The 25,338-nt window shown below is 65.6% G+C and carries 20 protein-coding genes, 1 tRNA gene and 1 riboswitch; of the genes, 12 read left to right on the forward strand and 9 right to left on the reverse strand.

Translation table 11 applies throughout. The features are described 5' to 3' along the window. Nucleotides 1-10: 10 nt before the first annotated feature. The 5 genes from B5G43_RS07800 to B5G43_RS07820 all read right to left on the reverse strand — a co-directional run bounded on the left by B5G43_RS07800 (nucleotide 11) and on the right by B5G43_RS07820 (nucleotide 6,956). Nucleotides 11-988, reverse strand: coding sequence for a chorismate synthase (locus B5G43_RS07800; protein WP_087259971.1), 978 nt, complete (start codon nucleotides 986-988; stop codon nucleotides 11-13). Further along, complete coding sequence (locus B5G43_RS07805) at nucleotides 988-2,220, reverse strand: 3-phosphoshikimate 1-carboxyvinyltransferase (protein WP_087259973.1); 1,233 nt, start codon at nucleotides 2,218-2,220, stop codon at nucleotides 988-990. Before B5G43_RS07805 ends, B5G43_RS07800 begins: the two co-directional genes overlap by 1 nt. Further along, nucleotides 2,217-3,281: a 3-dehydroquinate synthase gene (aroB, locus tag B5G43_RS07810; RefSeq protein ID WP_087259975.1), complete on the reverse strand. Its 1,065-nt coding sequence runs from the start codon at nucleotides 3,279-3,281 to the stop codon at nucleotides 2,217-2,219. Before aroB ends, B5G43_RS07805 begins: the two co-directional genes overlap by 4 nt. 12 nt (nucleotides 3,282-3,293) lie before the next feature. Further along, complete coding sequence (aroF, locus tag B5G43_RS07815) at nucleotides 3,294-4,307, reverse strand: 3-deoxy-7-phosphoheptulonate synthase (protein ID WP_087259977.1); 1,014 nt, start codon at nucleotides 4,305-4,307, stop codon at nucleotides 3,294-3,296. A 327-nt stretch (nucleotides 4,308-4,634) separates the two neighbouring features. Continuing rightward, on the reverse strand, nucleotides 4,635-6,956 hold the full coding sequence (locus B5G43_RS07820) for an S-layer homology domain-containing protein (protein WP_087259978.1): 2,322 nt from the start codon (nucleotides 6,954-6,956) through the stop codon (nucleotides 4,635-4,637). Between the two features lie 208 nt (nucleotides 6,957-7,164). Between B5G43_RS07820 and B5G43_RS07825 the strand changes: the two genes are divergently transcribed. Then, the gene (locus B5G43_RS07825) at nucleotides 7,165-9,396 is read left to right on the forward strand and encodes an EAL domain-containing protein (protein WP_087259980.1); all 2,232 of its coding nucleotides are present in this window, start codon (nucleotides 7,165-7,167) and stop codon (nucleotides 9,394-9,396) included. Nucleotides 9,397-9,423: 27 nt separating this feature from the next. On the opposite strand, the gene B5G43_RS07830 is transcribed toward B5G43_RS07825, so the two are convergent. After that, a complete protein-coding gene (locus tag B5G43_RS07830; protein WP_087259982.1) occupies nucleotides 9,424-10,224 on the reverse strand; it encodes a Cof-type HAD-IIB family hydrolase in 801 nt (266 codons plus the stop codon). A gap of 187 nt (nucleotides 10,225-10,411) precedes the next feature. Here B5G43_RS07830 and B5G43_RS07835 point away from each other — a divergent pair. Both B5G43_RS07835 and B5G43_RS07840 read left to right on the forward strand, forming a co-directional pair. Further along, nucleotides 10,412-10,487, forward strand: a tRNA-Gly gene (locus tag B5G43_RS07835). A gap of 88 nt (nucleotides 10,488-10,575) precedes the next feature. Next, nucleotides 10,576-11,016 (forward strand): helix-turn-helix transcriptional regulator, encoded by a 441-nt coding sequence (locus B5G43_RS07840; protein ID WP_087259984.1) that lies wholly within the window; start codon nucleotides 10,576-10,578, stop codon nucleotides 11,014-11,016. Between the two features lie 43 nt (nucleotides 11,017-11,059). Here the strand turns inward: B5G43_RS07840 and B5G43_RS07845 are convergent, their stop codons facing one another. Next, entirely contained in the window at nucleotides 11,060-11,827 is a 768-nt protein-coding gene (locus tag B5G43_RS07845) for an alpha/beta hydrolase-fold protein (protein WP_087259986.1), read from the reverse strand. Nucleotides 11,828-11,989: 162 nt separating this feature from the next. Here B5G43_RS07845 and B5G43_RS07850 point away from each other — a divergent pair, with 162 nt between their 5' ends. From B5G43_RS07850 to B5G43_RS07860, 3 genes are all read left to right on the forward strand, one after another. After that, entirely contained in the window at nucleotides 11,990-12,454 is a 465-nt protein-coding gene (locus B5G43_RS07850; protein ID WP_087259988.1) for a TspO/MBR family protein, read from the forward strand. A gap of 141 nt (nucleotides 12,455-12,595) precedes the next feature. Further along, entirely contained in the window at nucleotides 12,596-16,096 is a 3,501-nt protein-coding gene (gene mfd / locus B5G43_RS07855) for a transcription-repair coupling factor (RefSeq protein WP_087259990.1), read from the forward strand. A 90-nt stretch (nucleotides 16,097-16,186) separates the two neighbouring features. Next, on the forward strand, nucleotides 16,187-17,443 hold the full coding sequence (locus B5G43_RS07860) for a peptidylprolyl isomerase (RefSeq protein WP_087259992.1): 1,257 nt from the start codon (nucleotides 16,187-16,189) through the stop codon (nucleotides 17,441-17,443). Nucleotides 17,444-17,484: 41 nt separating this feature from the next. Here the strand turns inward: B5G43_RS07860 and B5G43_RS07865 are convergent, their stop codons facing one another. Both B5G43_RS07865 and B5G43_RS07870 read right to left on the reverse strand, forming a co-directional pair. Next, on the reverse strand, nucleotides 17,485-18,936 hold the full coding sequence (locus B5G43_RS07865; RefSeq protein ID WP_087259994.1) for a M20/M25/M40 family metallo-hydrolase: 1,452 nt from the start codon (nucleotides 18,934-18,936) through the stop codon (nucleotides 17,485-17,487). A gap of 62 nt (nucleotides 18,937-18,998) precedes the next feature. Beyond that, complete coding sequence (locus B5G43_RS07870; RefSeq protein WP_087259996.1) at nucleotides 18,999-19,544, reverse strand: hypothetical protein; 546 nt, start codon at nucleotides 19,542-19,544, stop codon at nucleotides 18,999-19,001. Nucleotides 19,545-19,720: 176 nt separating this feature from the next. Between B5G43_RS07870 and B5G43_RS07875 the strand changes: the two genes are divergently transcribed. From B5G43_RS07875 to B5G43_RS07900, 6 genes are all read left to right on the forward strand, one after another. Beyond that, nucleotides 19,721-20,536: a zinc dependent phospholipase C family protein gene (locus B5G43_RS07875; protein ID WP_158097381.1), complete on the forward strand. Its 816-nt coding sequence runs from the start codon at nucleotides 19,721-19,723 to the stop codon at nucleotides 20,534-20,536. 502 nt (nucleotides 20,537-21,038) lie between these two features. Beyond that, nucleotides 21,039-21,638, forward strand: coding sequence for a rubrerythrin (gene rbr / locus B5G43_RS07880; protein ID WP_087259999.1), 600 nt, complete (start codon nucleotides 21,039-21,041; stop codon nucleotides 21,636-21,638). A gap of 135 nt (nucleotides 21,639-21,773) precedes the next feature. Next, a riboswitch (Lysine riboswitch) is annotated at nucleotides 21,774-21,946 on the forward strand. Between the two features lie 117 nt (nucleotides 21,947-22,063). Beyond that, nucleotides 22,064-22,987: a transporter substrate-binding domain-containing protein gene (locus B5G43_RS07885; RefSeq protein ID WP_087260001.1), complete on the forward strand. Its 924-nt coding sequence runs from the start codon at nucleotides 22,064-22,066 to the stop codon at nucleotides 22,985-22,987. Between the two features lie 3 nt (nucleotides 22,988-22,990). After that, nucleotides 22,991-23,866: an amino acid ABC transporter permease gene (locus B5G43_RS07890; protein WP_087260003.1), complete on the forward strand. Its 876-nt coding sequence runs from the start codon at nucleotides 22,991-22,993 to the stop codon at nucleotides 23,864-23,866. Then, nucleotides 23,867-24,607, forward strand: a complete 741-nt coding sequence (locus tag B5G43_RS07895) for an amino acid ABC transporter ATP-binding protein (RefSeq protein ID WP_087260005.1) — start codon at nucleotides 23,867-23,869, stop codon at nucleotides 24,605-24,607. Between the two features lie 2 nt (nucleotides 24,608-24,609). Continuing rightward, nucleotides 24,610-25,119, forward strand: a complete 510-nt coding sequence (locus tag B5G43_RS07900) for a cob(I)yrinic acid a,c-diamide adenosyltransferase (RefSeq protein WP_087260007.1) — start codon at nucleotides 24,610-24,612, stop codon at nucleotides 25,117-25,119. The last annotated feature ends 219 nt before the right edge of the window (nucleotides 25,120-25,338 follow it).

Here is a 25,338-nt window from a genome sequence, read left to right on the forward strand (position 1 = left end):
ATCCAATTCTTTAAATCCCCAGAACCTCACAGGCGGCCAGGGCGGCGGCGGCCTCCACCACCGGCACCGCCCGCAGTACCACGCAGGGGTCGTGGCGGCCCTCCACGATGAGCTCCGTCTCCTCCATGCGGGACAGGCTCACCGTCCGCTGGGGTTTCGAGATGGACGGGGTGGGGCGGAACACCACCTCAAAGTCCACCGGCATGCCGTTGGTGATACCGCCGTTGACACCGCCGGCGTGGTTGGTGGCGGTGGCGATGTGGTCCCCCTCCAGGCAGAAGGGGTCGTTGGCCTCGCTGCCCCGCATGGAGGCCAGGGCAAAACCCGCGCCGAAGGAAATGCCCTTCACGGCGGGGACGGCAAAGAGGTACTGGGCAAAGATGCCCTCCACATTACAGCCGAAGTCGGGGGAGCCCAGCCCGGCGGGCAGGCCCTCCACAGCGCAGCGGACGCAGCCGCCCACGCTGTCCCCCTCTCCCTTGGCCGCCAGAATGGCCGCCCGGGCCTGCTCCTCGGAGGGATCGGGGATACCCGCCAGGTTGGATACCTGGGCGGAGACGGTGATCCCCCGCTCCTTCAGCACCAGCTTGGCCACCGCCCCGGCGAACACCAGGGGCGCGGTGAGCCGCCCGGAGAAGTGCCCGCCTCCCCGGTAGTCATTGCAGCCGCCGTAGCGCACCTGTCCGGTGTAGTCAGCGTGGCCGGGCCGGGGCATGTCGCGGAGCTTGCTGTAATCCTTGCTGCGGGTGTCGGTGTTGCGGATAATCGCGCACAGAGGGGTGCCGGTGGTTTTCCCCTCAAAGACGCCGGACAGAATCTCCGGCTCGTCGGCCTCCCGCCGGGCGGTGGAGGTGGAGTTCTGGCCCGGGGCCCGGCGCTTGAGCTCAGAGCGGATGAAGTCCAGATCCAGCTCCACCCCGGAGGGCAGCCCCTCCAGGGTGACGCCGATGGCCGGTCCGTGGGATTCTCCAAAGATGGTATAGCGCATTACTCTTCCTCCCGGACGATCTGTCCGCCCATGGCCTCGTAGTCCTCCCAGAAGTGGGGGTAGGACTTTTTGACGCACTCCGCCCCGGTGATGGTCACCGGAGCTTCACAGCGGGTGGCGGCAATGGCGGCCATCATGGCGATGCGGTGGTCGTTGTGGGCGCTCACCGTGACGCCGCCGGGGAGGGTCTCCTTGCCGTGGAAGGTGAGGAAATCCGGTCCCTCCTCCACGTTGCCGCCCAGGGCGGTGAGGACCTCGGTCACGGTGGCCAGGCGGTCGCTCTCCTTGAGCCGCAACCGGGCGGCGTTCACCAGGTGGGTGGTCTCCCCCGCCCGCAGTACCGCGTGGGCCGCCAGGGGGGGCACCAGGTCGGGGCACTGGCTCACGTCCAGCGCCTGCTCCCCCACCTCCCGCAGGCGAAGCCAGTAGGGCACGATGCGCATGTCACCCTGGACCGAGAAGGCGTTGAGCCCCTCCAGGTCCATCTCGTTGCCCACGCCGATGGCGGCGTACCAGAAGGCGGCCTGGGAGTAGTCCCCCTCGATGGTTAAATCCCGGTGCCGGTAGATTTGATTGCCGGGCACCTTAAACACGCGCTTTCCGTCCCACTCCGCCTTGACTTCAAACTGCTCCAGGGCGTCCAGGGTCATGTCCACATAGCCCCGGCTCTCCAGGTCGGTGGTGAGATGGATCTCGCTGTCCCCGTCCAGGAGGGGCAGGGCGAAGAGGAGCCCGGTCACGAACTGGCTGGACACGTCGCCGGGGAGGGTGTACACGCCGGGGGTCAGCTTCCCCTCCACCGTGAGGATGTTGTCCTTTAACTCATAGGAGATGCCCTTCTCCTCAAAAATCCGGAAGTAGGGCTCCTGGGGCCGCTCCATGAGCCGCCCGTGGCCGGTGAAGCGCCCCTTCCCCTTCAGGGCCAGAGCCAGAGGGATGAGGAAGCGCAGGGTGGAGCCGCTCTCCCCGCAGTCCATCAGCTCCGGGGCGGGATCGTCGTGGCCGTCCACCAGGTCAGCCCCCCGGATGATGGTGCCGTCGGCGGAGGCGTCGGCGTCCAGGGTGCGCATACAGCGGAGGGTGGCCTGGATATCGTCGGACAGGAGCACATTGGAGAGGTGACAGAAGCCGTCGGACAGGGCGGCGGCGATGATGAGCCGGTGGCTCTGGGATTTGCTGGGCGGGGGCGTCAGCACGCCCCGCAGACGGGTAGGTGTGATGGTGACCTTCATTTCAGTTCCTCCAGCAGCTGTGCCTTGGGCATTTTATGGGGAACGGCCTTCCCCAGCTTCTCCAGCAGGATGAGGGTGATGTCCGCCCCCGTCCCCTTCTTATCGAGGCCCACGGCGGCGTCATACTGCTCCGCCGTGCAGGGGATGGTCTCCGGCAGGCCGAAGGCGGCAGTCAGGGCGGCGATGCGCGCCCCCGTCCCGGCGGGGGTGATCCCCCACCGCTCGCCCAGAGCGGCGGCCTGCACCATCCCGGCGGCCACGGCCTGGCCGTGGGTCCAGGTCTGGTAATTCCCCGCCAGCTCGTAGGCGTGGCCCAGGGTGTGGCCGAAGTTGAGAAGCATCCGTTTTCCGGTATCCCGCTCGTCCTCTTCTACAACGATTCGTTTTAAATCGCAGCAGGTATACAAAACGTGTTCGATTTCTGTCGTAATTTCGGCCCGTCCGGGGCGCTGGGCCAGGAAGTCGAAGAAGGGCTCATCCAGGATGCAGCCGTACTTGATGACCTCGGCCATGCCGTCGGCGAAGGTGGCGTCGGGGAGGGTGTCCAGGGTGTCCGGGTCCATGAGGACCAGCTTGGGCTGCCAGAAAGCCCCGGCCAGGTTCTTGCCGTGCTGGAGGTCGATGGCCACTTTGCCCCCCACCGAGGAGTCCACCTGCGCTAGGAGGGTGGTGGGGATCTGGACGAAGTCCACCCCCCGCAGGAAGGTAGCGGCGGCGAAGCCCGCCAAATCTCCCACCACGCCGCCGCCCAGGGCGATCACGGCGTCGGTGCGGGTGAGGCCGAAGTGGGCAAAGCCCTCCCACAGCTGCTCCAGGGCGGGGGCGCACTTGGAGGGCTCCCCCGCCGGGAGGGTAAAGCCCCGGGCCTCGAATCCGGCGGCGTTCAGGCTCTCCCCCAGCTTTCCGGCGTAGAGGGGTCCCACATTGGAGTCGGTGACCACCGCCAGGCGGCGGGCCTTGGGCAGTACCTCCCGGCACAGCTCCCCCGCCCGGCTGAGGAGCCCCCGCTCGATGCGGATGTCATAGTCCCGTCCGGGCAGATGGACCGTCAGAGTTTTCATACGCTTCTCTCCTTACATCTGGCTCTCCCGCCAGGCCCGCAGGCTCTCCACCTTCTTCATCAGGGCGTCGAACTTCTCGGGGGTGAGGGACTGCTGGCCGTCGCACTTGGCGTGGGCGGGGTCATTGTGGACCTCGATGATGAGGCCGTCGGCTCCGATGGCGGTGGCGGCCAGGGCCAGGGGCTCCACCATCCAGTACATGCCCGCGGCGTGGGAGGGGTCCACGATGATGGGCAGGTGGCTCATCTGCTTCACGGCGGGGATGGCGGACAGGTCCAGGGTGTTGCGGGTGTAGGTCTCAAAGGTGCGCACGCCCCGCTCGCAGAGGATGACGTTCTCGTTACCGGCGGCCATAATATACTCGGCGGACATGATCCACTCCTCGTAGGTGTTGGCCAGGCCCCGCTTGAGGAGGATAGGCTTGCTCAGCTTGCCCACCTCTTTGAGGAGGTCGAAGTTCTGCATGTTCCGGGCGCCGATCTGCACCAGGTCCACCTTCTCCTCGAAGAGCTCGGCGTACCGGGGGGCCATGATCTCGCTGACCACGGGGAGACCGGTGGCCTTCTTGGCCTCCAGCAGCAGGTCCAGGCCGCTCTCGCCCATGCCCTGGAAGGAGTAGGGGGAGGTGCGGGGCTTGAAGGCGCCGCCCCGGAGCATCCGGGCGCCGGAGGCCTTCACGGCCTGGGCGATGCCGGTGACCTGCTCCGCGCTCTCCACCGAGCAGGGGCCGGCGATGACGTTGAAGTGTCCGCCGCCGATCTTCACGCCCTGCACGTCCACCACGGTGTCCTCGGGGTGGAATTTGCGGTTGGCCTTCTTGTAGGGCTCCTGCACCCGCATGACCCGCTCCACGTGGGGGTCAATGGTGATCTTGCCCATGTCCACGGCGGTGGTGTCGCCCACCAGGCCCAGGATGGTGCAGCCCACACCGTTGGTGACGCCCACTTCCAGGCCCATCTTCTGGAAGCGTTCGACCAGGCGATCGATGTCCTGCTTCTGCGTACCGGGTTTCATGACGACTACCATAATAATACAACTTCCTTTCTGATTCTGCACAGCAAAAAAGAGCGCTCACTGATGAAATCAATGAGCGCTCTTCAGCATCGCGTCTGAATGAGGATCCACGGCTCCCGTCCACGCCGAACGGGACCGCCCATTTATTCCACCCCTGTTTTTTCCATGTCAAAGAGGCCGGCGCCCATAAATCGAGCCCAGCCATAGGAAAAGACAAAGGATGCAGTTGTGAGGGCAGTCAGCTTCATGGATAAATCCTCACAGTAAATGGATAGACGTATTATATACTCCGCCGGTGCAAATTGCAAGGGTCAATTTGCACCGGCGGAGCGCGGGTCCTTAGGTACGGATGAGCAGGGTGGTGCGGAAGGTGAGGCCGTCATAGCTGCCGAACAGGAGGACGGTGTCCCCGGTCTCCAGGTCGGAGAGATACAGGCTGGAGCCGGTGGCGGAGCGCAGCTCGGCGCCGCTGGTGCTCACGGTCACGGCGTTGGTGACGCCGTTGGCGTCGGTGGTCTGAAGCAGGATCTCCTTGGCGCTGGTGTTCACATAGAGCACCGTGCCGGTGAGCTGGTTGGCCGACTGGGTATTCTTGTCCACCTCGATGGACAGGATCTGGTCGCCGTCCACCACCATGGAGATCTTGTATCCGGGCTTCAGCGTGCTGATGGCCACGGCCTTGCCGTCCTGGGTGACGCTGACTCCCTCGGTGACGAGGTAGGAGGCGGTGCCGCCGCCGGTGAGCTCCACGGTGATGGTGGTGCCCTTGGTGTCCATGGTGACGCTGCTGATGGTACCGGAGGCGTTGGCGCTCTGGGGCTCGGCCTCGATAACGCTGACCTCATTGTAGCGCACGGTGATCTCCACCTTGTCGCCGTTTTTCAGCCGGTCGATGGTGGTGCGGGAGCCGTCCCGGTAGATCTCGGGGGGATCGCTCAGGTCCAGCTCATAGTTGACGCTGCTGCCGTCGTCCCGGGTGACGGCGAGCACCGTGGGGATGCCGTAGGTGATGGAAGAGATGGTGCCGCTGTCGGTGGTGGAGCCGGGGTAGGCGTCGATGGACACCACCTCGGTGCCGGTGAGGCGCAGGGTGACAAAGCTGCCGTTCTCCAGCTTGGTGAGGGTGGTGGTCTTGCCGTTATAGCGGATGTCGCACTTGCTGGCGATGGTGTAGGTCACGCTCTTGCTGCTGTCCAGGGGGGTGACGGTGATCTTGCTGGGGCTCTGGGCATAGCTGACCCCCTTGATGGAGGCCTGGACATACTGCAGGGAGGTGTCCACGTTGAGGGAGGACACCTGGTCCTGGTTGTCGTTGGAGATGCGCAGGCTCACATAGTCCCCCACATGGCTGGACAGGAGCTTGCCCGTGGCGCTGTTCACCGTGACGGCGGTGGAGGAGGAGATCTCATAGCGGGTCTTGACGCCGCTCATGTCGCTGACCTGGATGGTGCCCGTGCCGGAGCTGGACACATCCACCGAGGTCAGCAGGCCCACCTCTTCCCGGGTGCCGCCGGTGAGCTCCACCGAGGCCAGATGGCCCAGGCCGTCCACCTGGCACACCGCGGCGGTGTAGCCGGCGTTCTCCTCCAGCAGCTCCATGCCGCCGGAGCGGCCGCCCACCTTCACCTGGGTGAAGCGGTCCACCCGGTAGGAGCGGCTCTGGCCGCCGGAGACCACGGTGAGCACATCATTGGTCAGGCTGGCCACGCTGCCGCTGAAGCCCTCCACCGAGCCGCTGACCCGCACCTCGGCGGCGGTGCCCTTGCTGTTGAAGTTCACCCGGGCGTACTCGCCGGGCTTGAGGGCGCTGCCGGTGGTGCGCATGTTGCTCTCATAGATGGCCACGCCGGAGGGGAGGGTGGTGCTCTGGTTGCCGTCAAAGGCGGTGGTCAGCACCAGCTGGGTGCTGCCGCCGTTGAGCACGTTCACCGAGGCGATGGTGCCGCCCACCCAGTCGTAGGTGGTGTAGTTGGCCAGCTCCACCGTGATGCCCTGCTCATCCATGAAGTCCATGGCCCGGCGGAGCAGCGAGGTCATGGAGGCACGGTTCAGGGGGTCCTTGGGGTTGAAGCGGTTGAACTCGTCTCCCTTCAGGATGCCGTAGGAGTTCAGAAGGTACACATAGGGCTGCATCTCCTTGGAAATGCTGTCCTTATCCGCGAAGGTCAGGTTGTAAGTCGTCAGGCTCTCCGCCACAGGGGCCAGCTGCATGGCCCGGGCCAGATACAGGGCCACATCCTCCCGGGGGATGGCGCTGAGCAGGCCGTTGTTCCGGCTCAGCTCGGAGAGCTCCTCCGGCGTGATGATGCCCATCTCCAGGCACATGGACAGGTCCGGGGCCGCCCAGGAGTACATATCCTCGCCGATGATGCCCTTCAGCACGTCGGCCCAGTCCTCCACGATGGCGTTCTTGGTGTTGGTGTCCACGGTGGCCACCCGGGCGCAGAACAGGAGGGCCTCCACCGCGCTCATATTGGCGTCCGGCTTGAAGCTGCCGTCGTCGTAGCCCTTCACCAGGCCCAGTCCGGCCAGATATTCCACATCCTGCTGGGCCCAGTGTCCCTGCAGGTCCTTGAAGGTCGCCGCCGAGACCGGTGCGGTCAGCAGCGTCAGCGTCGTGGTCAGGGCCAGCGCCGCGGCCAGCAGTCGTTTTCCTTTCATAGTCGCACCTCCGGTTTCGCATGAAATCTTACTCCGATTATAGCCGCTCCCCCCGGAAAATGCAACCGCCCAGGGCCATTTTGGCCGCCCGACCGTCCGCCAAGTTTCTCCTTGCCCCCTCCGTTTCGACATGATAAAATGAATTTCGTACCATAGCTGTCCCATAAGCCCCACGCCATTCCGGCCATTTCCATTACCGGAGGCTGATATGAAGCGTTTTTTGCCTTTCCACTTCAATTGGACCTGGGCCTTTCTGGCTCTGTTCACCCTGCTGTGCCTGGTCCTCAGCAGCTTCACCGCGGTGCGGCTGCGCGCTCTGCTGCGCTCGGACGCGGAGGCCAGTCTGGTCTCGGCTGCCGCCAACAATGTCCACCGGGTGGACCTGCAATTGCAGCAGGGGCTCTCGGATCTTCAACTCACCGCCTCGGTCTGCGCCGCCATGCCGGACGACCAGGACCGTCTGGACCATCTGACCACGCTGGTGGAACAGAGCGGTGTGGACGCCCTGGGTCTGTTCACCGGCGAGGGGGAGGTCTTTCTCACCGACGGCAACCGGAGCATGCTCACCGGCGCGCTGCTGCGGGCCAGCCAGGAGGGCGTGCCCACCATTCGCTTTTCCAACACGCTCTCCCCGGACGGGGAAAATGACCTGATCTACCTGGTCCCCTTCTCCTCCCAGCCGGGCGGCGTGCTCTGCCGCGTCCGGGCCTCCCTCCCCCTCCAGATCCCCGAGCCCTTCCCCGGTTTCCAGAACGCCCCGGTGGTGGTGGACCCGGACGGAACCGTGCTGGCCCAGGAGGGAGAGGTGCTCTTCTCCCCCGACCTCTTTACCGCACTGAAGCTCCAGTACGGCGCCGACCCCCTGGAACTGGAGGAAATGGCCGACACCATGGCCTCCGGCGGAAAGGGCGCCCTCCGGTTCCGGATGGACGGGCGGAGCATGGCTCTGGCCTACGCCCCCCTCAGCGTTGACAACTGGTATCTGGTCACGGTGATGGATGTGGAGTCCAACCAGGCCCCGCTGTATAAGGCCCTCTGGATCACCATTCTGGGCGACATCATCCTTCTGGCAGCCTTCCTCTTCCTCTTCCTCCACGCCCGCCGCAGCCAGCAGCAAAGCATGGTGCTCCTGGAGAAGGCCGCCTATGTAGACCCGGTCACCGGCGGCCACAACCAGACCCGCTTCCTTATCCTGGCCCAGGAGGCGCTGGACGCCCAGCCCCCCGGCACCTACGCCCTGGTGTCCTGTGACATCCAGGCCTTCTCCCTGGTCAACCGCTCCTTCGGCAAGGCGGCGGGCAACCAGGTGCTCTACCACCTGAACACCTGCCTGCGCCAGAAACTCCGCTCCGACGAGCTGGTGGGCCGGGTGGCCCAGGACCAGTTCATCCTGCTCCTGCGGCAGGACCAGGAGGCGGCCATGCGCACCCGCCTGTCCGGCATGGCCAGCGTCTTCAACGCCTACAACGACACCCTTGCCAACCCCTACTATCTGCCCTTGACCATGGGGGTGTGCCGCTGCGACCCCCAGGACCCGGCCACCCTGTCTGAGCTGTGCGACCGGGCCAATCTGGCCCGGAAGCGGGCCAAGGGCTTGCCCGAGACCCAGCTCTGCTCCTGCGCCTTCTACCTTCCCTCAGACCAACAGCGCCTGCTGATGGACCAGAGCATCTACAACCGCATGAACACCGCTCTGGAACAGGGGGACTTCAAGGTCTACCTCCAGCCCAAGGTGTCCCTGAGCACCTGGCAGGTGGTGGGGGCCGAGGCGCTGGTGCGCTGGTTCGACCCGGAGCAGGGCTTTGTGGAGCCCGACGTGTTCATCCCGGTGCTGGAGCGCAACGGCTTCATCACCCGTCTGGACGCCTACATGTTTGAGCAGAGCTGCATCCTGCTGCGCCGCTGGCTGGACCTGGGGCTGGAGCCGGTGCCCATCTCGGTGAATTTCTCCCGGGCTAACCTGGGCCACAACGCCCTGCCCCAGTATCGCCTGCTCCAGCAGCGGTGGAAGGTCCCGCCGGAGCTGCTGGAATTCGAGTTCACCGAGACGCTGGTGGGCGAAAATCCTGCCTACTTCGCGGAATTGGTGGCCCAGATCCACTGTGCGGGCTTCCGCTGCTCCATGGACGACTTCGGCAGCAGTTACTCCTCCCTCCACATGCTCCAGCAGGTACCGGTGGACGTGCTGAAGCTGGACAAATCCCTTTTTGACGGCCTGCGGGACGACGCCCGCCGGGAGCGGACCCGCACGGTGGTGCAGTCGGTGCTGGAGATGGCCCACCGCCTGGGGATCACCACCGTGGCCGAGGGCATCTCCGACCAGGTGCAGCTCTCCGCGCTGGAGGGCCTGCCCTGCGACATGGTCCAGGGCTACTACTTCTCCCGGCCCCTGCCGGCGGACGATTTCCAGCAGTCCTTCCTCCGGAAAAAAGAGGAATAAAAAAGAGCGGGTCTCCCCGCTCTTTTTTTACGCCAGAAAATGCCGGATGGCCTTGGCCACGCCGTCGCGCTCGTTGGTGTCGGTGACATACCTGCCCAGAGCCTGAATCTCCGGCGCGGCGTTGCCCATGACCACCGGCATGCCCGCCACGGCCAGCATCCCCCGGTCGTTGTCGCTGTCGCCGATGCACAGGACCTCCTCCATGGGCACCCCCAGCCGCCGGGCCAGGGCGGCGAGGGCGGTCCCCTTGTCCACCCCCCGGCGGAGGATCTCCAGGTTGTCGGGGCCGGAGCAGGTGATGTACACATCCTCCCAGGCCTCCACCACCCGGCGCAGCGGGGGCAGCTCCTCCGGTTTCCCCAGGGCAAAAATTTTATCCACACTCATCCCGTGCTCCCGCAGATAATCGGGCAGATCGGGGACCAGGATGCGCTGCTCGTGGAAGGCCGGACAGGGGTAGTGGCGGAACACCGCCTCACAGCGCTCGTTGACCACCAGGCGGTCCCCCGCGAAGGCCAGCAGCCCCAGATCCTCCTCCTGCAGCCGCGCCAGGATGCCCAGGGCGTCGTCGTCCGCCATGGCCCAGTGCTCCAGCAGGCGCTTCTCCCCCAGGTCGGCCAGCCCCGCCCCGCCCAGACACACGATGGGGGCGTCACAGCCCGCCTCCGCCGCGATGTCGGCGGCCTCCTGCCAGGACCGGCCGGTGGCCAGCACCACCGTGGCCCCCGCCGCCCGAGCCTCCCGGATGGCGGCGCGGTTTTCGGCGCTGACCCGGCCGCTGCGGTCGATGGTGGTGCCGTCAATGTCCAGCGCGATGAGTCGATACATGTTTTTTGCTCCTTTTCCCCAAAATCAGCAAAATTATAGAGGAAAAGGTTGTCCGCTTCAAGTTCCTTTCTGCACAAAAAAGCGCTGCCCCGCCCTGCCTTTCCCGACAGAGCAGAGGGAGCGGGGATTTTTTTGGATTTTCCCTTGACAAGTCCCCCCTTGTCGGCTATAATAACACCTGTCGTTCGCAGGTGTAGCTCATCTGGTAGAGCGCCACCTTGCCAAGGTGGAGGTAGCGAGTTCGAGCCTCGTCACCTGCTCCAAATCCCTCTCCTTTCGGAGAGGGATTTTTCTTTATCTATACTCCCGCCGGGCGCCTGTGCCCCGCGGGTATCTGAGGAGGTCATCTGTATGGTAACACTGGCACAGCGCATTGAGGCCCTGCGCACCGAGGCCAACCTGAGCCGCCCCGCCCTGGCCGCCGCCCTGGGCTTCCCCAAGGGCTCCATCGAGAAATTCGAGACCGGCCGCCAGACCCCGTCCAAGGAGCAGCAGGAGAAGCTGGCCGCCCACTTCGGCGTGTCCCTCTTCTATCTGCGGGGCGAGAGCAGCGACCGCACCCGCCAGGACGACTGGATGAGCGCCGTGGGCTCTCCCGACGAGGAGCCGGTCTTTGTGCCCACCCCCGCCCCCAAGCCCGCCAAGCAGCCCAAGCACACGGAGCCCCAGGGCCCCATGCTGGACGCCCTGCTGGCCAGCAAGCCGGTGCAGGACCTGCTGCGGCAGATCGTGCTGGACACCCTCCGCTCCCCCGAGGGGCAGGAGCTCATCCGCAAGGCGCTGAAAAAGTAACAGACGGCCCGGGCAGTCTTTGCGGACTGCCCGGGCCGTTTTGTCATGCCAGGCCGTAAAAAAGGGTCTCCATAAAAAAGGGGATCTGCTTCTCCCAGCTGGCCTCACAGTGCTCCCCGTCGGGGACGATGCGGGCCTCCACATAGGCCCCCCGCTCCATGAGGCGGCTGGCCACCTTGCCGAAGCGCTGCACCATGCCCGGGTGGTTCTGAAGCTCCCGGGAGCCGTAGTCCAGATAGATGACAGTGCCCGGCTCCAGAGGCGCCTCTTTCAGGAGCTTGTCCAGCCGCCCGGGGGAACACCACACCGACGGCGAGAGGCAGGCCGCCCGGGAAAAGACGGCGTTGTAGGCCGTCACGGCGTAGAGGCTCATGAGCCCGCCCATGGAGCTGCCCGCGATAAAGGTGTGGGCCCGGTCGGGCAGAGTGGGGAAATTGGCGTCCACATAGGGCTTGAAGGTATTCACCATCCACTCCATGGTGGCCTTTCCCCGGCCCTTGATGCGGCCAAGCCCCGCCTCCTGGAAGTCGAAGGGTGAATACTCCGACAGCCGACCGTTGTCCGGGCTGTGGTTGCACTCCACCGCCGCCACGATGAGGGGGAGCCCGGTCCGGTCCAGGTAATCCTTCATGCCCCAGCTCTTGCCATAAGTGGCGTGGGAATCAAAAAACACATTGTGCCCGTCGAACATGTAGAGCACCGGCAGCCGCAGCTCCGGGTCCCTCTGGCAACACTCGGGCAGATAAAGGTAGGCCTTGCGCTCCGCGTCCCCGGTCAGCTCCGGCAGGGTGACGTTCCATTGAATGACCATTGTGTTCATCCTCTCTGTGAGGAAGTGGCTGAAAAGCCCTGAGAGAGAGTGTACCACGGGTGGCAGAAAATTGCAAACCGGCCGGGTCTGCCCGCCCGCTTCGGGGAATACAAAAGAGTGGGGGAAATCCTCCCCCGCACTCTGCCGAGAGGAGCCGAAGTCATGAAAAAATGGAATTTCCTGCTCTTTCCCCTGCTGGCCCTGGCGGTGGGCTGGCTGTCCACTTCCCTGTCCCGGGCGGGCCGGGAGGCGGTGTACCCCCTTCTGAACCAGCCGCCCCTCACGCCGCCGGACTGGGTGTTCCCCGTGGCGTGGACAGTGCTCTATATCCTCATGGGGGTGGGCCTGGCCCTGGTGGTGAACCGGGGCGGCCCGGGTACGGAGCGGGCCGCCGCGCTCTGGGCCCTCCAGCTGGCCGTCAACTTCGTGTGGAGCCTGCTCTTTTTCGGCAAAGGGGCCTATCTGGCGGCGCTAGTGTGTCTGGTGGTGCTGTGGCTCCTGATTCTGGGCATGATCCGCGCCTTCGCCCGGGTCAGCCACGCCGCCGCCTGGCTCCAGGTCCCCTACCTCCTTTGGGTCACCTTTGCTGGGTACCTCAACTACGGCGTTTGGGCCCTGAATGGTTGAAGATATCCCCAACTTCCCTTGACGATGTGGACAAATCGGGCTATACTTGCGTAGATAGACCCCCCCGGCTCTGCCGGGCCGCGGGGGCTTTCTGCGCGTTATAGATTCCATATTTTACCTTTCAGAAAGGAGGTGCGGTCTGTGCAGCTTCTGGTACAGGCTTTGAAGAACTTACCCGAATTGCAGCAGCTGCTGGCCGCCATCGACTCGGGGGCCTGCCCGGCGGCCTTCTCGGGACTTCTGCCGGTCCATCGGGCCTATGTGGCCGCCGCCGTCCGCCGGGAGACCGGACGGCCCACCGTGGTGCTCTGCGCCGACGAGGAGGAGGGGCAGCGGCTGGAGCGGGATCTGGCCGCCCTCACCGGAGAAGGGGTGCGCACCCTCGCCGCCCGGGAGTTCATCTTCCACCACGCGGCGGTGGTGTCCCGCCCGTGGGAGCACCGGCGGCTGAGCACTTTGCGGGCCCTGGCCGCCGGGGAGAGCCCGGTCACCATCGTTACGGCGGAGGCCCTCTTGCAGCGCACCCTGCCCCCCGAGGTGCTCCGCCGGTCCTCCCGGGTCCTCCGCCCGGGGGACGTGCAGGACCTGGAGCAGCTCACGGCCTTCCTCACTGCGGCGGGGTATGTCCGCGGCCAGCAGGTGGAGGGCGTGGGCCAGTTCGCCCTGCGGGGCGGCATCCTGGACTTCTTCTCCCCCGCCCACGACCGGCCGGTCCGGGCCGAGTTCTTTGGGGACGAGATCGACGCCATGGGCTTTTTCGATGTCAACACCCAGCGCCGGGTGGAGAACGTCTCTGAGGCGGTGATCCTCCCCGCCGCCGAGGTGCTGCCCCAGCTCTCCCCCGGGGGCCTGGGCGGCCTGTGCGGCACGCTGGAAAAACTCATTGGCCGGGTCCGCCGCCGTAAGGGGGACCAGTCGGTGCTGCTGGGCCACCTGGAGGAGGACCTGGAGCGGCTCCAGAACGGGGCCTCCTTCCCCGCCATCGACCGCTATCTCCCCCTCATCTACCCGGACCTGGCTACCGCCGCCGACTACTTCCCCGCCGACGCGGTGGTGCTCTTCTCCGAGAGCAGCCGGGTGGCCGAGCGGGGCAAGCACTACCTCTGGCAGCTGGGAGAGGACGTGGCCGCCCTGGTGGAGAACGGCACCCTGGCCGGGGACGTGGAGGAGTTCGCCGCCCCCCTGGAGGAGCGGATGGAGACCCTTCTGGACTGGCCGGTGGTCTATCTGGACTCTTTTACCTCCTCTTCCTACCCCCAGCGGCCCAAGACGCTCCTCTCCGTGCTGGCCAAGCAGCTCCCCTCCTACGGCACCAGCCTGGAGACGGCGGTGTCCGACCTTTCCCACTACATGGACGAGGGGTACCGCTCGGTGGTGCTGTGCGCCAGTGAGCAGCGGGCGGAGAATCTGCAGACCCTCCTGCGGGAGCAGGGGGTCAAGACCGCCCTGGACACCAAACTCCACGAGCTCCCCGCCCCCGGCAAGGCGGTCATCGCGGTGGGCGGTCTGTCGGCGGGTCTGGAGTTCCCCGACCTGCGCTTTGCCATCCTCACGGAGGGGGGCGGCGCTCCGGCCAAGAAAAAGCGCAAGAGCGTCACCAACCGCTCCAAATTGAAGTCCTACGCCGACCTCTCTCCCGGCGACCTGGTGGTCCACGAGCACCACGGCATCGGCCGCTTCCAGGCCATGGTGAAGATGCAGGTGGACGGGGTGGAGAAGGATTACCTCAAAATCGCCTACGCCGGCACTGACACGCTCTACGTCCCCGCCACCCAGCTGGACCTGGTGAGCAAGTATATCGGCGGCGGCGAGGACGCCCAGGAGAAGCGCAAGCTCTCCAAGCTGGGCGGCGCCGACTGGGAGAAGGCCAAGACCCGGGCCAAGAAGGCGGTGAAGGACCTGGCCAAGGGGCTCATCCAGCTCTACGCCCAGCGCCAGCGCCAGCCGGGCTACGCCTTCTCCCCCGACTCGGAGTGGATGCACGAGTTTGAGGAGCAGTTTGAGTACGCCGAGACCGACGACCAGCTCCGCTGCATCGCCGAGATCAAGCACGACATGGAGGAGCCCCGCCCCATGGACCGCCTCCTCTGCGGCGACGTGGGCTACGGCAAGACCGAGGTGGCTTTCCGGGCCATCATGAAGTGCGTCCTGGACGGCAAACAGGCCGCCATCCTGGTGCCCACTACCGTTCTGGCCCGGCAGCACTTCCTCTCCGCCAAGCAGCGCTTTGCCCGCTACCCGGTGGAGATCGACGTGGTCAGCCGCTTCCGCACCCCCGCCCAGATGAAGGAGACCCTCCGCCGGGTGGAGCAGGGGGGCATCGACCTTCTGATCGGCACCCACCGGCTCTTCCAGAAGGACGTGAAATTCAAGGACCTGGGCCTTCTGGTCATCGACGAAGAGCAGCGCTTCGGCGTACAGCACAAGGAGCGGCTGAAGGAGATCTCCCGCCAGGTGGACGTGCTCACCCTCTCGGCCACCCCCATTCCCCGCACCCTGAACATGGCCCTCTCGGGCATCCGGGACATGAGCACCCTGGAGGAGCCCCCTATGGACCGCCAGCCGGTCCAGACCTACGTGCTGGAGCACGACTGGGGGGTGCTGGGGGACGCCATGCGCCGGGAGCTGGAGCGCGGCGGCCAGATCTACTACCTCCACAACCGGGTGGACACCATCACCCGCACCGCCGCCCGCATCAAAGAGATGCTGGGCGAGGACGTGGTGGTGGGCGTAGCCCACGGCAAGATGAGCCAGGAGGAGCTCAACGACGTGATGACCCGCATGAGCGAGGGCGAGGTGGACGTGCTGGTGTGTACCACCATCATCGAGACCGGCATCGACATCGCCAACGCCAACACCCTCATCATCGAGGACGCCGACCAGATGGGCCTGGCCCAGCTCCACCAGATCCGCGGCCGGGTGGGCCGGTCCAGCCGGCGGGCCTATGCCTACTTCACCTTCCGCCGGGGCAAGGTCCTCAGCGAGGTGGCCTCCAAGCGCCTCTCCGCCATCCGGGAGTTTGCCGAGTTCGGCTCCGGCTTCAAGATCGCCATGCGGGACCTGGAGATCCGGGGCGCGGGCAACATTTTAGGGCCCGAGCAGAGCGGTTTCCTCCTCAGCGTGGGCTACGATATGTACCTCAAACTCCTGGAGGAGGCGGTGCTGGAGGAGCGGGGCGAGCCCATCCCCCGCAATACCGAGTGCTCCGCCGACCTCACGGTGTCGGCCTCCATCCCCGACCGGTACGTCCCCTCTCCGGAGGAGCGGATGGACCTCTACCGCCGCATCGCCGCCATCCGCAGCGAGGCGGACGCCGACGACCTCATCGACGAGCTCATCGACCGCTACGGCGATCCACCCCGCAACGTGAACAACCTCATCTCGGTGGCCCTGCTGCGCTCCGACGCCTCGGAGAACGGCATCGCCGAGATCACCCAGAAGGGGGACTCTCTGCGCTTCTTCCTGCGGGAGTTCCAGCTGGAGCGGGTGAGTGCCCTGTGCGCCGACCTCAAATACCGGGGCCGCCTGCTCTTCGCGCCGGGGGACAAACCCTGCATCACCCTGCGCCTCAAGAAGGGGGAGGACGCCCTCAAATGGGGCCGCAAGCTGGTGGAGAATTATGCAAAGACCGTCTCCGCGTAAAAGATACCGCGTCAATTTTTGGTTGTACCCAAGCGGAAAGCGTGGTATAGTTTGAAAAGCTGAAAGCTTAAAAAGGAGGATACCACATCCATGAACTGTGCGAAACGCATCCTGAGCGGCGCGCTGGTGCTGACCCTGCTCACCGGGGCCCTCACCGGCTGTGAGAGCAAGCCCGCCGCGGACGATATGGCCTACAAGCTCACCGGCATCGCCCGGGACACCACCCTCATGACCGTCAACGGCCAGAAGGTCACCACCGAGGAGTACCTCTTCTGGCTCAACCAGAGCATCGCCATGCAGAAGCAGTACGGCAACCTGGCCGACGACGCCGCCTGGGAGACCGAGACCGACGGCAAGACCGCTGCCCAGTACGTGAAGGACGACGCCATGGAGACCCTGAAGTACTACTATGTCATCGCCTCCAAGGCCAAGGAGTACGGCGTGGAGGCCATGACCGAGGACCAGGCCACCGACCTCAACGACCAGATCGACTCCATCGCCCAGACCATGGAGAGCCAGAACATGACCCTCCAGCAGTATCTGGACATGCAGGCCATCTCGGAGCAGGGCTTCCGGGACATGATGGGCAAGCTCAACTACGCCCCCAGTAACCTGATGACCAAGCTCTCCGAGGACGGCGGCCCCCTGGTGCCCACCGATGAGGAGATGGACGCCTTCCTGGAGGCCGAGGGCCTCCACCAGGTCAAGCACATCCTGCTCTCCACCCGCCGTGAAACCGGGGAGACCAATGAGTACGGCTACCCTGTGTATGAGGACTTCTCCGAGGAGGAGGCCGCCCAGGTGAAGGCCAAGGCCGACGCCCTGGTGGCGGAGATCCGCGCCGCCTCCGACCCCGCCGCTCTCTTCGACGAGAAGATGAACGAGCTCAGCGAGGACGGCCGGGACGAGAACGGCGATCTGGCCGCTCCCGACGGCTATCTGGTCTACGAGGGCGCCTCCTTCGACGCCGACTTCCTGGCCGCCGCCCTGGCCCTGGAGGAGGGCGAGATCAGCGACCCGGTCAAGACCCAGTTCGGCTACCACATCATCATGAGCGTGGACCCCGACACCGAGGAGACCCGCTCCTACTTCCCCAACTACAAGATGAACCAGCTGGTGGAGCAGTGGGTGGCCGAGGCCGACGTGAAGGTGGAGGCCGATCGTTTCGTCTCCATCGACCCCAAGGACTTCTCCGAGAAGCTGACCGCCGTTCAGGACGAGTATATCGCCCAGGCGCAGGCCCAGGCCAGCGCCAGCCCGTCGGTGGACCCCTCCGCGCAGGTCTCCGTCCAGCCCGAGACCAGTGACACCCCCGTGGAAAGTCCTGTACCCACCACGGAATCCTGATACAAACGCCGCCCTTCCGGTTCGGAAGGGCGGCGTTCTTTTTACAGATGTTCCAGCGTCCCGGCCAGGAGGGCCGCGTAGTCGGGCAGGCCCGCCAGGGGCGCCCGCTCGGTGACGGCGTGGGCGTCCAGGATGTCGGGGCCGGTGGAGGCCATTGCCATGGCCGGGTTCTTGGCCCCCAGCACTGAGGGCTCCAGCCCCACGTGGACGGCGGTGACCGCCATGGTCCGGCCGGTCTCCGCCTCATAGGCCCGGCAGAGGGTGCGCACCAGATGGTTGTCCCCGTCCCCCGGCCAGCCGGGGTAGGAACTGACCTGGGCCAGGGTGAAGCCGGCCTCCCGGGCGGCGCCGTCGTGCTGGGCGAAGAGCGCATCGGCCTCCTCCTGCCGGGCACAGCGGACGAAGGCCCGCACCGTGGCGGCGCCCTGTTCCACTGAGAGCTGCCCCACGTTGGCCGAGGCCCCCACCACCTCCGGGAAGGCGTGGTGCATGGCCCACACCCCGTGGAACAGATTCTTCAAGAGGCCGCACACCGCCCGACGGGTCTCCCCGCTCCACACCTGCTCCGGGCAGGGCACCGGGGTGACAGTGAGGGAGAGATGGGGCTCCGCCGTCTCAAATTGTTTGAGGAGTTCTTCCCGGAAGGCATCGCACCGCGCCCGGAGCGTTTTTTCTTCTCCCGCGGGCAGGACCACCACCGCCCGGGCCTCACCGGGGATAACATTGTGGGTCACGCCGCCGGAGAAGTCGGCCACCTCGGCGGGGAGCTCTTCCAGCAGCTCCGCCAGGGCCCGCAGTGCGTTCATCCGCCCCCGGTGGATGTCGTCCCCCGAGTGGCCCCCCAGCCCGCCGGACAGCTTCACTTCAAAGGCCTCGGTCCCCCGGGGCGCTTCCCACGCCAGGGGGCGGGTGTAGGTCTCTCGCCGTCCGCCCGCCGAGCCGGTGACCGCCAGACCCAGGTGGAAGCCGTCGGTGTTGAGCAAATACTCCGCCCCCGCCAGCCAGGCCGGGTCCACCTGGGACGCGCCCTTTAGGCCCACCTCCTCCGAAACCGTGAAGAGAAGGCGCAGCGGCCCGTGGGGCACCTGCTTTTCCAACAGGTAGAGCACCACGGCGTTGCCCAGGTTGTTGTCCGCCCCCAGGGAGGAGCGGCCGTCGCTGCGGAGGAACCCGCCCTCGGTCATCACGGTCACGCCGTCCCGCAGGGGGTCAAAGCCGCTCCCCGGGGCCACGGCGCACACCATGTCCATGTGTCCCTGCACGATGAGCCGGGGGGCCTGCTCCCGTCCCGGGGTGGGGGGCACGTCGGCCATGACGTTGCCCGCGCCGTCCCGCACCGGCGCGAGGCCCAGCCGCTTCAGGCACTCCATCAGATAGGCGCACTCCCCCTCCTCATTGCCCGAGCCGTGGGGCCGGGCCGAGAGGCCCCGGAACTCCTCCACAATGCCCGCCGTGACCGCTTCCGCTCCGCCCAGGCGCTCCGTCCAGTTCATAGGTACCGCTTCCTTTCGGACTTGTTTTCTTGATTGTATCAGTCCGCGGCCCGCTGCGCAAGCTAACCCAGCACCGTAACGCTCCCCAGCACCACCAGCAGCGCCCCCGATACCGGCAGCGCCCAGCCCCCGCCGGCGCTGTTCCCCAGCCGCCGCCCCAGGGGAAGGGCCAGGAGCGTCACCAGAAAATTGCTCCCCGCCGCCGCGGCCACGCCCACTCCGGCGGCTCCGGCGGCCACGCCCGCCGCCGCGTTGTTCACCGCCAGGGCCGCCGCCAGCGCCACCCAGCCGCTGATGCCCGGGGGTGGAGGCAATGTCCCGCCCTGGACCACCCCCCGCAGCCAGTCCAGCAGGAACCAGCACCCGATGCCCACCAGGGCAAGGCCGCCCAGCACCTGGGCCCCCCGCTCCGGCAGCACCGCCGCCGCCGCGTCCCCCAGCAGCAGGGAGCAGGCGGTGACGGCCGTGGTCACCCCCGCCAGCACCAGAGACTGGGCCAATGTCACCTTCACTCCCCTAGCCCCGTAGCCCGCCGCCAGGAGCACCGTATCCAGATTGCAGGCCAGGGCAAAACACAGCGCCGCGGCCAGACCAGCGATCCACTCCATGTCATCCTTCCTTTCGCTCCGGGCCGTTTGGGGCGGCCCGCCGTTCCGCCCATCCTATGCCGCGCACCGCCGGGATGTCTCCCCACTTTTCACCGTTCCTTCCATGTGGTATACTAAAAAAGAGGCGGTATCCCGCCTCTTATCCCTCCGCGTTCCCCGTTCAGAAAGGAGCTTCCATGCCCAACTACTTTGCCCATCTCATTTTTGGCGGAAAGGTACTTCAGTCCCTGCCCCAGCCCCTGGCCGCTCAGATCCGGGAGGAGCGGGCCGCCTTTCACCTGGGCTGCCTGGGCCCCGACCCGCTGTTTTTCTACCGTCCGGCCCTGCCCAACCCCTACCGCCGGGAGGGCATGAAGATGCACGGGGAGAACGCCGCCCCCGCCTTCCAGCGCCTGGCCCTGGCCATCCGGGAGGGGCTGCCCCAGGCGGGGAGCTACGCCGCAGGCTTCCTCTGTCATCTGGCGCTGGACAGCGCCTGTCACGGCTATATCAACGCCCGGGCCGCCGTAGGGCCAGTGGAGCACATCCCCATGGAGGCCGAGCTGGACCGCAAGCTTATGGAGAGCCGGGGGCTCCCCGTCCACGGGCGGGTGTACCTCCCCGCCATCGACGACCCCGCCGTGTTTGAAGTGGCGGCCGCCGCCTTCGCCGTCAGCGGACCGGAGCACCTGCGCCGGGGCTATCAGGCCATGCGGCGGGACAGCCTTCTCTTCGCCATGGGCTACGGCAAACGCCGGGGTGAGCTCATGAACTGGGCCTTCCGCCACATCCCCCCCTGTCGGGGTCTGGATGGGGTGATCCTCCGCCGGGAGCCCGCCCCCGGGACGGAAGAGTCCAGCCGTCAGATCCTCCGCCGTCTGGTGGGGGTGGTGCCTGAGACGGCCAAGCAGATCTGCGCCTATCTGGATGCCGCCCAGACCGGTGCCCCCATCCCGCTCTGGCTCAACCGGGATTTCAACGGCGTGCGCTACCCGGCCCTGTCCACCTATTGAACATGAACACCCCCGCTTCGGAAGTTCCGGAGCGGGGGGCTGTTTTTTCCGGGAAGCCCGGAATCGTTGCGCTCGCCGCGCAGGCCGCCTACTCGGCGGGAGCCCCATTTCTTTTCGCGAAAAGAAATGGGGAAAAGAAAAGGCGGAGAGGGGAACTTCTCGTTCCCCTCTCCACTCCCCTCCAAAAGGGCGGCCTTTTTGCGGCCGCCCCGAATGCCAGGGTACAACGCTTTCCGGATAGGCGGAAAGCCTGGAATTGGCCACGCCCAGCTGAGGAAACACCGCCGCAGAAGAATGAAAGCCGGGATGCGCTTTGGGGGAGTCCAGAGGGGGGTATCCCCCCTCTGGGCTTTCTTTCCCACCGCTTTCTTCGCAAAGAAAGCGGTGCCCTGTCCGGGCAGGACGCCCGCGCGGCGAGCGCAAATCCTCCGGGCTCCCCGGGTATAGGCGAAAACAAAAGTGTGCATACTGCTTTCATCCATAACCTACAGGAGGAAACAGTATGTCCACGACATTTGTCAACAGCGAGACCCGGCTGAACCTGATGCGGGCCTTTGCCGGGGAGAGCCAGGCCCGCAACCGCTACACCTTTGCCGCGGGGCTGGCTCAGCGGCAGGGCCTTCACGTGCTGGAGCAGGTCTTTACCTTCACCGCCAACCAGGAGCAGGCCCACGCCAAGGTCTTTTACGACCAGCTCCAGGAGTTCTCCGGCCAGACCATCCGGGTGGACGGCACCTACCCGGTGGACCTGTTCCCCGACGTGCTGGAGCAGCTCCGCGCCGCCGTCCACAACGAGTTCCAGGAGTACGAGCACGACTACGCCCGCTTCGCCGCCAAGGCCGAGGAGGAGGGCTTCCCCATCGTCTCCCACCTCTTCCGCCAGATCGGCTCGGTGGAAAAGGAGCACGGAGAGCGCTTCTCCACCCTGGCCCAGCTCATGGAGCAGGAGGCCCTCTTCGTCTCCCAGAAGCAGGAGCGCTGGATGTGCCTCAACTGTGGCCACATCGTGGAGGGCACAGCCGCCCCGGCGGTCTGCCCCGTCTGCCGCAAGCCCCAGGGCTGGTTCACCCGCACCTCGCTCCTCCTCCCGCCCCAGTCCTGACCCCTTCCCGCGGTGGAATTCCTTCAAAAGCCTCCATTCCGTTCAAATTTTCCTTCATTTTAGCCAAAAGCCTTGACGCTGACAGATAAGGGTGATATAATGCGCCCCAGAACCGATTGTCGCGGGGAAACCCGCTGCAATGATAGAGGCGCGGACGCGCATGAGTAACCGGCACACACGGGCAGAGCACCCGGCCGGTGAAAGGGCCTTCCGCCGAAGGGCCGTATTCCTGCCTGGGGTGCGGTAGCCTGGGCCGTGGGAGAATATCTCACGGACTGCCACAAACGGTGTGGAGCGCTATCATTGACCGCCTGAGCGCCGCAGTTCCTGCGGATCGCTCTTGTCGCCATGAACGCTTCCACCAGGAAGGTTCGTGGCTTTTTTGTTGCAGAAAAAGCCGTAACAACTGACTGGAGGAACAGAACATGAAGAAGAATCGCATCGCAGCTCTGACCCTGAGCGCCGCCCTGGGCCTGTCCCTGACCGCCTGCGGAGGCGGCACCGCCACCACTCCCCAGGACTCCACCGCCCCTGAGAACTCCGCTCCCGTGAGCTCCGCCGCTGTCACCGGCTCCGGCGTGGAGGACGGCATCCTCACCGTGGGCATGGAGTGCGCCTACGCCCCCTACAACTGGACCCAGATGGACGACTCCAATGGCGCCGTGCCCATCAAGAACGTCCCCGGCTCTTACGCCAACGGCTATGACGTGATGATTGCCCAGAAGATCTGCGAGGAGAACGGCTGGGAGCTGGAAGTGGTCTCCACCGCCTGGGACTCCCTGACTCCCTCCCTGCAGAGCGGCACCATCGACGTGGCCATCGCCGGTCAGTCCATGACCGCCGACCGTATGGCTCAGGTGGACATGGCCGGCCCCTACTACTACGCTGAGATCGTCTGCGTGACCACCAAGGACAGCACCTACGCCTCCGCCACCTCCATTGCCGACCTGGCCGGCGGCAAGTGCACCGCCCAGAGCGGCACCATCTGGTACGACACCTGTCTGCCCCAGATCCCCGACGCCCAGATCCAGGCCGCCGCGGAGACTGCCCCCGCCATGATCATGCAGCTCCAGACTGGCACCGTGGACTTCGTCTGCACCGACCTGCCCACCGCCACCGCCGCTTTGGCCAAGGACGACAGCCTGGTGGTCCTGAACTTCTCCGGCACCGACGGCGACTTCCAGTTCGCCTCTGAGGAGGAGCGGGCTGAGAACGTCAACATCGGCATGTCCGTCGTGAAGGGCAACACCGAGCTCCTGGACGCCATGAACAGCGTGCTCTCCACCATGACCGTGGATGACTTCAACGCCATCATGGACCAGGCCATCTCCGTGCAGCCTGAGGTTTAAACCATGGATCGATTTCTTGCCCTGGGCCAGGACATGGCCCTTCTGTGGGGCGCCTACTGGAAGTCGTACCTGGGCGGCATGGGCAGCACCGTCCTGCTGGCCGTGGTGGCCACCATCATCGGCTGCGTCATCGGCCTGGCCTGCGGTATCCTGAACACCATCCCCTACACCAGCTACGACCCCCTGCCCAAGCGCTTCCTGCTCAAGCTGGTCCGCATTTTGGTGCGGGTCTATGTGGAAGTGTTCCGCGGCACCCCCATGGTGCTCCAGGCCGTGTTCATCTACTACGGCCTCCCATACTTCTCCAGCAACACCATGCGCTTTGACAACATCTGGACCGCCGCCATCCTGATCGTCTCCATCAACACCGGCGCCTACATGGCCGAGAGTGTGCGCGGCGGCATCCTGTCCATCGACCCCGGCCAGACCGAGGGCGCCAAGGCCATCGGCATGAACCACTTCCAGACCATGACCAGTGTCATCCTGCCCCAGGCCTTCCGCAATATTCTGCCCCAGATCGGCAACAACTTCATCATCAACATCAAGGACACCTCGGTCATGTTCATCATCGGCTTCACCGAGCTCTTCGCCGCCCACCGGTACATCACCGGCGTGAATCTGATGTACTTCCCCTCCGCCGCCATCGAGATGATCGCCTATCTCACCATGACGCTGATCGCCTCCTTCCTGCTGCGGCTGCTGGAGAAGGTCATGGACGGCTCGGACAGCTACGAGCTGGTGCAGAACGACCAGCTCATCATGGCCGCAGGCACTTACAGCCACCCGTCCAAGGGCACGCCCTTTGACGAGCGGAGCAAGGAACAGCGCAACCGCACCGAGCAGGAGCTCAAGTACGGACGGAACAGGGGGGACCGCTAAATGAACGATACCATTCTGGAGGTCCGACACCTCTCCAAATCCTTCGGGCGCAACCACGTTCTGAAAGACATCGACTTTGCCGTCCGCCCCGGCGATGTGACTTCCATCATCGGCGCCTCCGGCTCCGGCAAGTCCACCCTGCTGCGGTGCATCAACCTGCTGGAAACCCCCACCAGCGGCGAGATCCTTTTCCACGGGGAGAACATCGCCGGTGGAAAAGTGAACGCCAACTCCTACCGCTCCAAGGTGGGCATGGTGTTCCAGTCCTTCAACCTCTTCAACAACATGACCGTGCTGGAAAACTGCATGGTGGGCCAGACCAAGGTGCTGAAAAAGAGCCATGAGGAGGCCAAGGCCAACGCCATGAAGTATCTGGAGCAGGTGGGTATGGCCCCCTACATCAAGGCCAAGCCCCGCCAGATCTCCGGCGGCCAGAAGCAGCGCGTGGCCATTGCCCGCGCCCTGGCCATGGAGCCGGAGGTGCTCCTCTTCGACGAGCCCACCTCCGCCCTGGACCCCGAGATGGTGGGCGAGGTGCTCTCCGTCATGCGGGATCTGGCCAAGGAGGGCATGACCATGCTGGTGGTCACCCACGAGATGGCTTTCGCCCGGGACGTGAGCAACCACGTGGTGTTCATGGCCGACGGTGTCATCTGTGAAGAGGGTGAGCCCAAGGAGCTCTTCGAGCATCCCAAGCAGGACCGCACCCGGGAGTTCCTGTCCCGGTTCATGGAGCGCTAATTATGATCCATCTCTACTGCGGCGACGGCAAGGGCAAGACCACCGCCGCCATGGGCCTGGCACTCCGCGCCGCCGGGCACGGCAAGCGGGTGGTCATCACCCAGTTTCTGAAAAGCGGGATGAGCGGTGAGCGCGCCGCGCTGGCGGCTCTTCCCACTGTGGAGCTTCTCCCCATCCCGGAGACGATGAAATTCACCTTTCGTATGACGGAGGCGGAGAAGGCCGCCGAGCGCCTGCGGCAGACCGAACTGCTGCACACCGCCTTCCGGCGGGGCGCTTCGGCGGACCTTCTGATCCTGGACGAGCTGTGCGCCGCCCTCAGCACCGGCATGGTGCCCCTCTCCGACGTACTCGCCGGGCTGGACAGCCTCTCGCCTGACACCGAGGTGGTCATCACCGGCCGTGACCCCGCCCCGGAGCTCTCCGAGCGGGCCCACTATATCACCGAGATGGTCAAGCGCCGCCACCCCTTTGATGGCGGCACCCCCGCCCGGGAGGGCGTGGAGTTTTAAGCCGAACTAAAAGAGCCGTTGCAGGGCGGGATGCTCTGCAACGGCTCTTTCGCTGTCCGGGGAGCCCGGAGGGGTTGCCCTCGCCGGGCGGGCGTCCTGCGCGGACAGCGCCCGATTTCTTTTCTCGAAAAGAAATCGGGGAAAGAAAAGAAGGAGAGGGGAACTTCTCGTTCCCCTCTCCACTCCCCTCCAAAAGGGCGGCCTTTTATGGGGCCGCCC

The organism is Flavonifractor sp. An92 (assembly GCF_002159175.1).
In the GTDB taxonomy this organism is placed as follows: Bacteria; Bacillota; Clostridia; order Oscillospirales; family Oscillospiraceae; genus Pseudoflavonifractor_A.

What these genes read in the sequence shown, in the direction of transcription:
- B5G43_RS07800 (WP_087259971.1), bottom strand. Translation starts at nt 988, where the DNA reads ATGCGCTATACCATCTTTGGAGAATCCCACGGACCGGCCATCGGCGTC.
- B5G43_RS07805 (WP_087259973.1), bottom strand. Translation starts at nt 2,220, where the DNA reads ATGAAGGTCACCATCACACCTACCCGTCTGCGGGGCGTGCTGACGCCC.
- aroB (WP_087259975.1), bottom strand. Translation starts at nt 3,281, where the DNA reads ATGAAAACTCTGACGGTCCATCTGCCCGGACGGGACTATGACATCCGC.
- aroF (WP_087259977.1), bottom strand. Translation starts at nt 4,307, where the DNA reads ATGGTAGTCGTCATGAAACCCGGTACGCAGAAGCAGGACATCGATCGC.
- B5G43_RS07820 (WP_087259978.1), bottom strand. Translation starts at nt 6,956, where the DNA reads ATGAAAGGAAAACGACTGCTGGCCGCGGCGCTGGCCCTGACCACGACG.
- B5G43_RS07825 (WP_087259980.1), top strand. Translation starts at nt 7,165, where the DNA reads ATGAAGCGTTTTTTGCCTTTCCACTTCAATTGGACCTGGGCCTTTCTG.
- B5G43_RS07830 (WP_087259982.1), bottom strand. Translation starts at nt 10,224, where the DNA reads ATGTATCGACTCATCGCGCTGGACATTGACGGCACCACCATCGACCGC.
- B5G43_RS07840 (WP_087259984.1), top strand. Translation starts at nt 10,576, where the DNA reads ATGGTAACACTGGCACAGCGCATTGAGGCCCTGCGCACCGAGGCCAAC.
- B5G43_RS07845 (WP_087259986.1), bottom strand. Translation starts at nt 11,827, where the DNA reads ATGGTCATTCAATGGAACGTCACCCTGCCGGAGCTGACCGGGGACGCG.
- B5G43_RS07850 (WP_087259988.1), top strand. Translation starts at nt 11,990, where the DNA reads ATGAAAAAATGGAATTTCCTGCTCTTTCCCCTGCTGGCCCTGGCGGTG.
- B5G43_RS07860 (WP_087259992.1), top strand. Translation starts at nt 16,187, where the DNA reads ATGAACTGTGCGAAACGCATCCTGAGCGGCGCGCTGGTGCTGACCCTG.
- B5G43_RS07865 (WP_087259994.1), bottom strand. Translation starts at nt 18,936, where the DNA reads ATGAACTGGACGGAGCGCCTGGGCGGAGCGGAAGCGGTCACGGCGGGC.
- B5G43_RS07870 (WP_087259996.1), bottom strand. Translation starts at nt 19,544, where the DNA reads ATGGAGTGGATCGCTGGTCTGGCCGCGGCGCTGTGTTTTGCCCTGGCC.
- B5G43_RS07875 (WP_158097381.1), top strand. Translation starts at nt 19,721, where the DNA reads ATGCCCAACTACTTTGCCCATCTCATTTTTGGCGGAAAGGTACTTCAG.
- rbr (WP_087259999.1), top strand. Translation starts at nt 21,039, where the DNA reads ATGTCCACGACATTTGTCAACAGCGAGACCCGGCTGAACCTGATGCGG.
- B5G43_RS07885 (WP_087260001.1), top strand. Translation starts at nt 22,064, where the DNA reads ATGAAGAAGAATCGCATCGCAGCTCTGACCCTGAGCGCCGCCCTGGGC.
- B5G43_RS07890 (WP_087260003.1), top strand. Translation starts at nt 22,991, where the DNA reads ATGGATCGATTTCTTGCCCTGGGCCAGGACATGGCCCTTCTGTGGGGC.
- B5G43_RS07895 (WP_087260005.1), top strand. Translation starts at nt 23,867, where the DNA reads ATGAACGATACCATTCTGGAGGTCCGACACCTCTCCAAATCCTTCGGG.
- B5G43_RS07900 (WP_087260007.1), top strand. Translation starts at nt 24,610, where the DNA reads ATGATCCATCTCTACTGCGGCGACGGCAAGGGCAAGACCACCGCCGCC.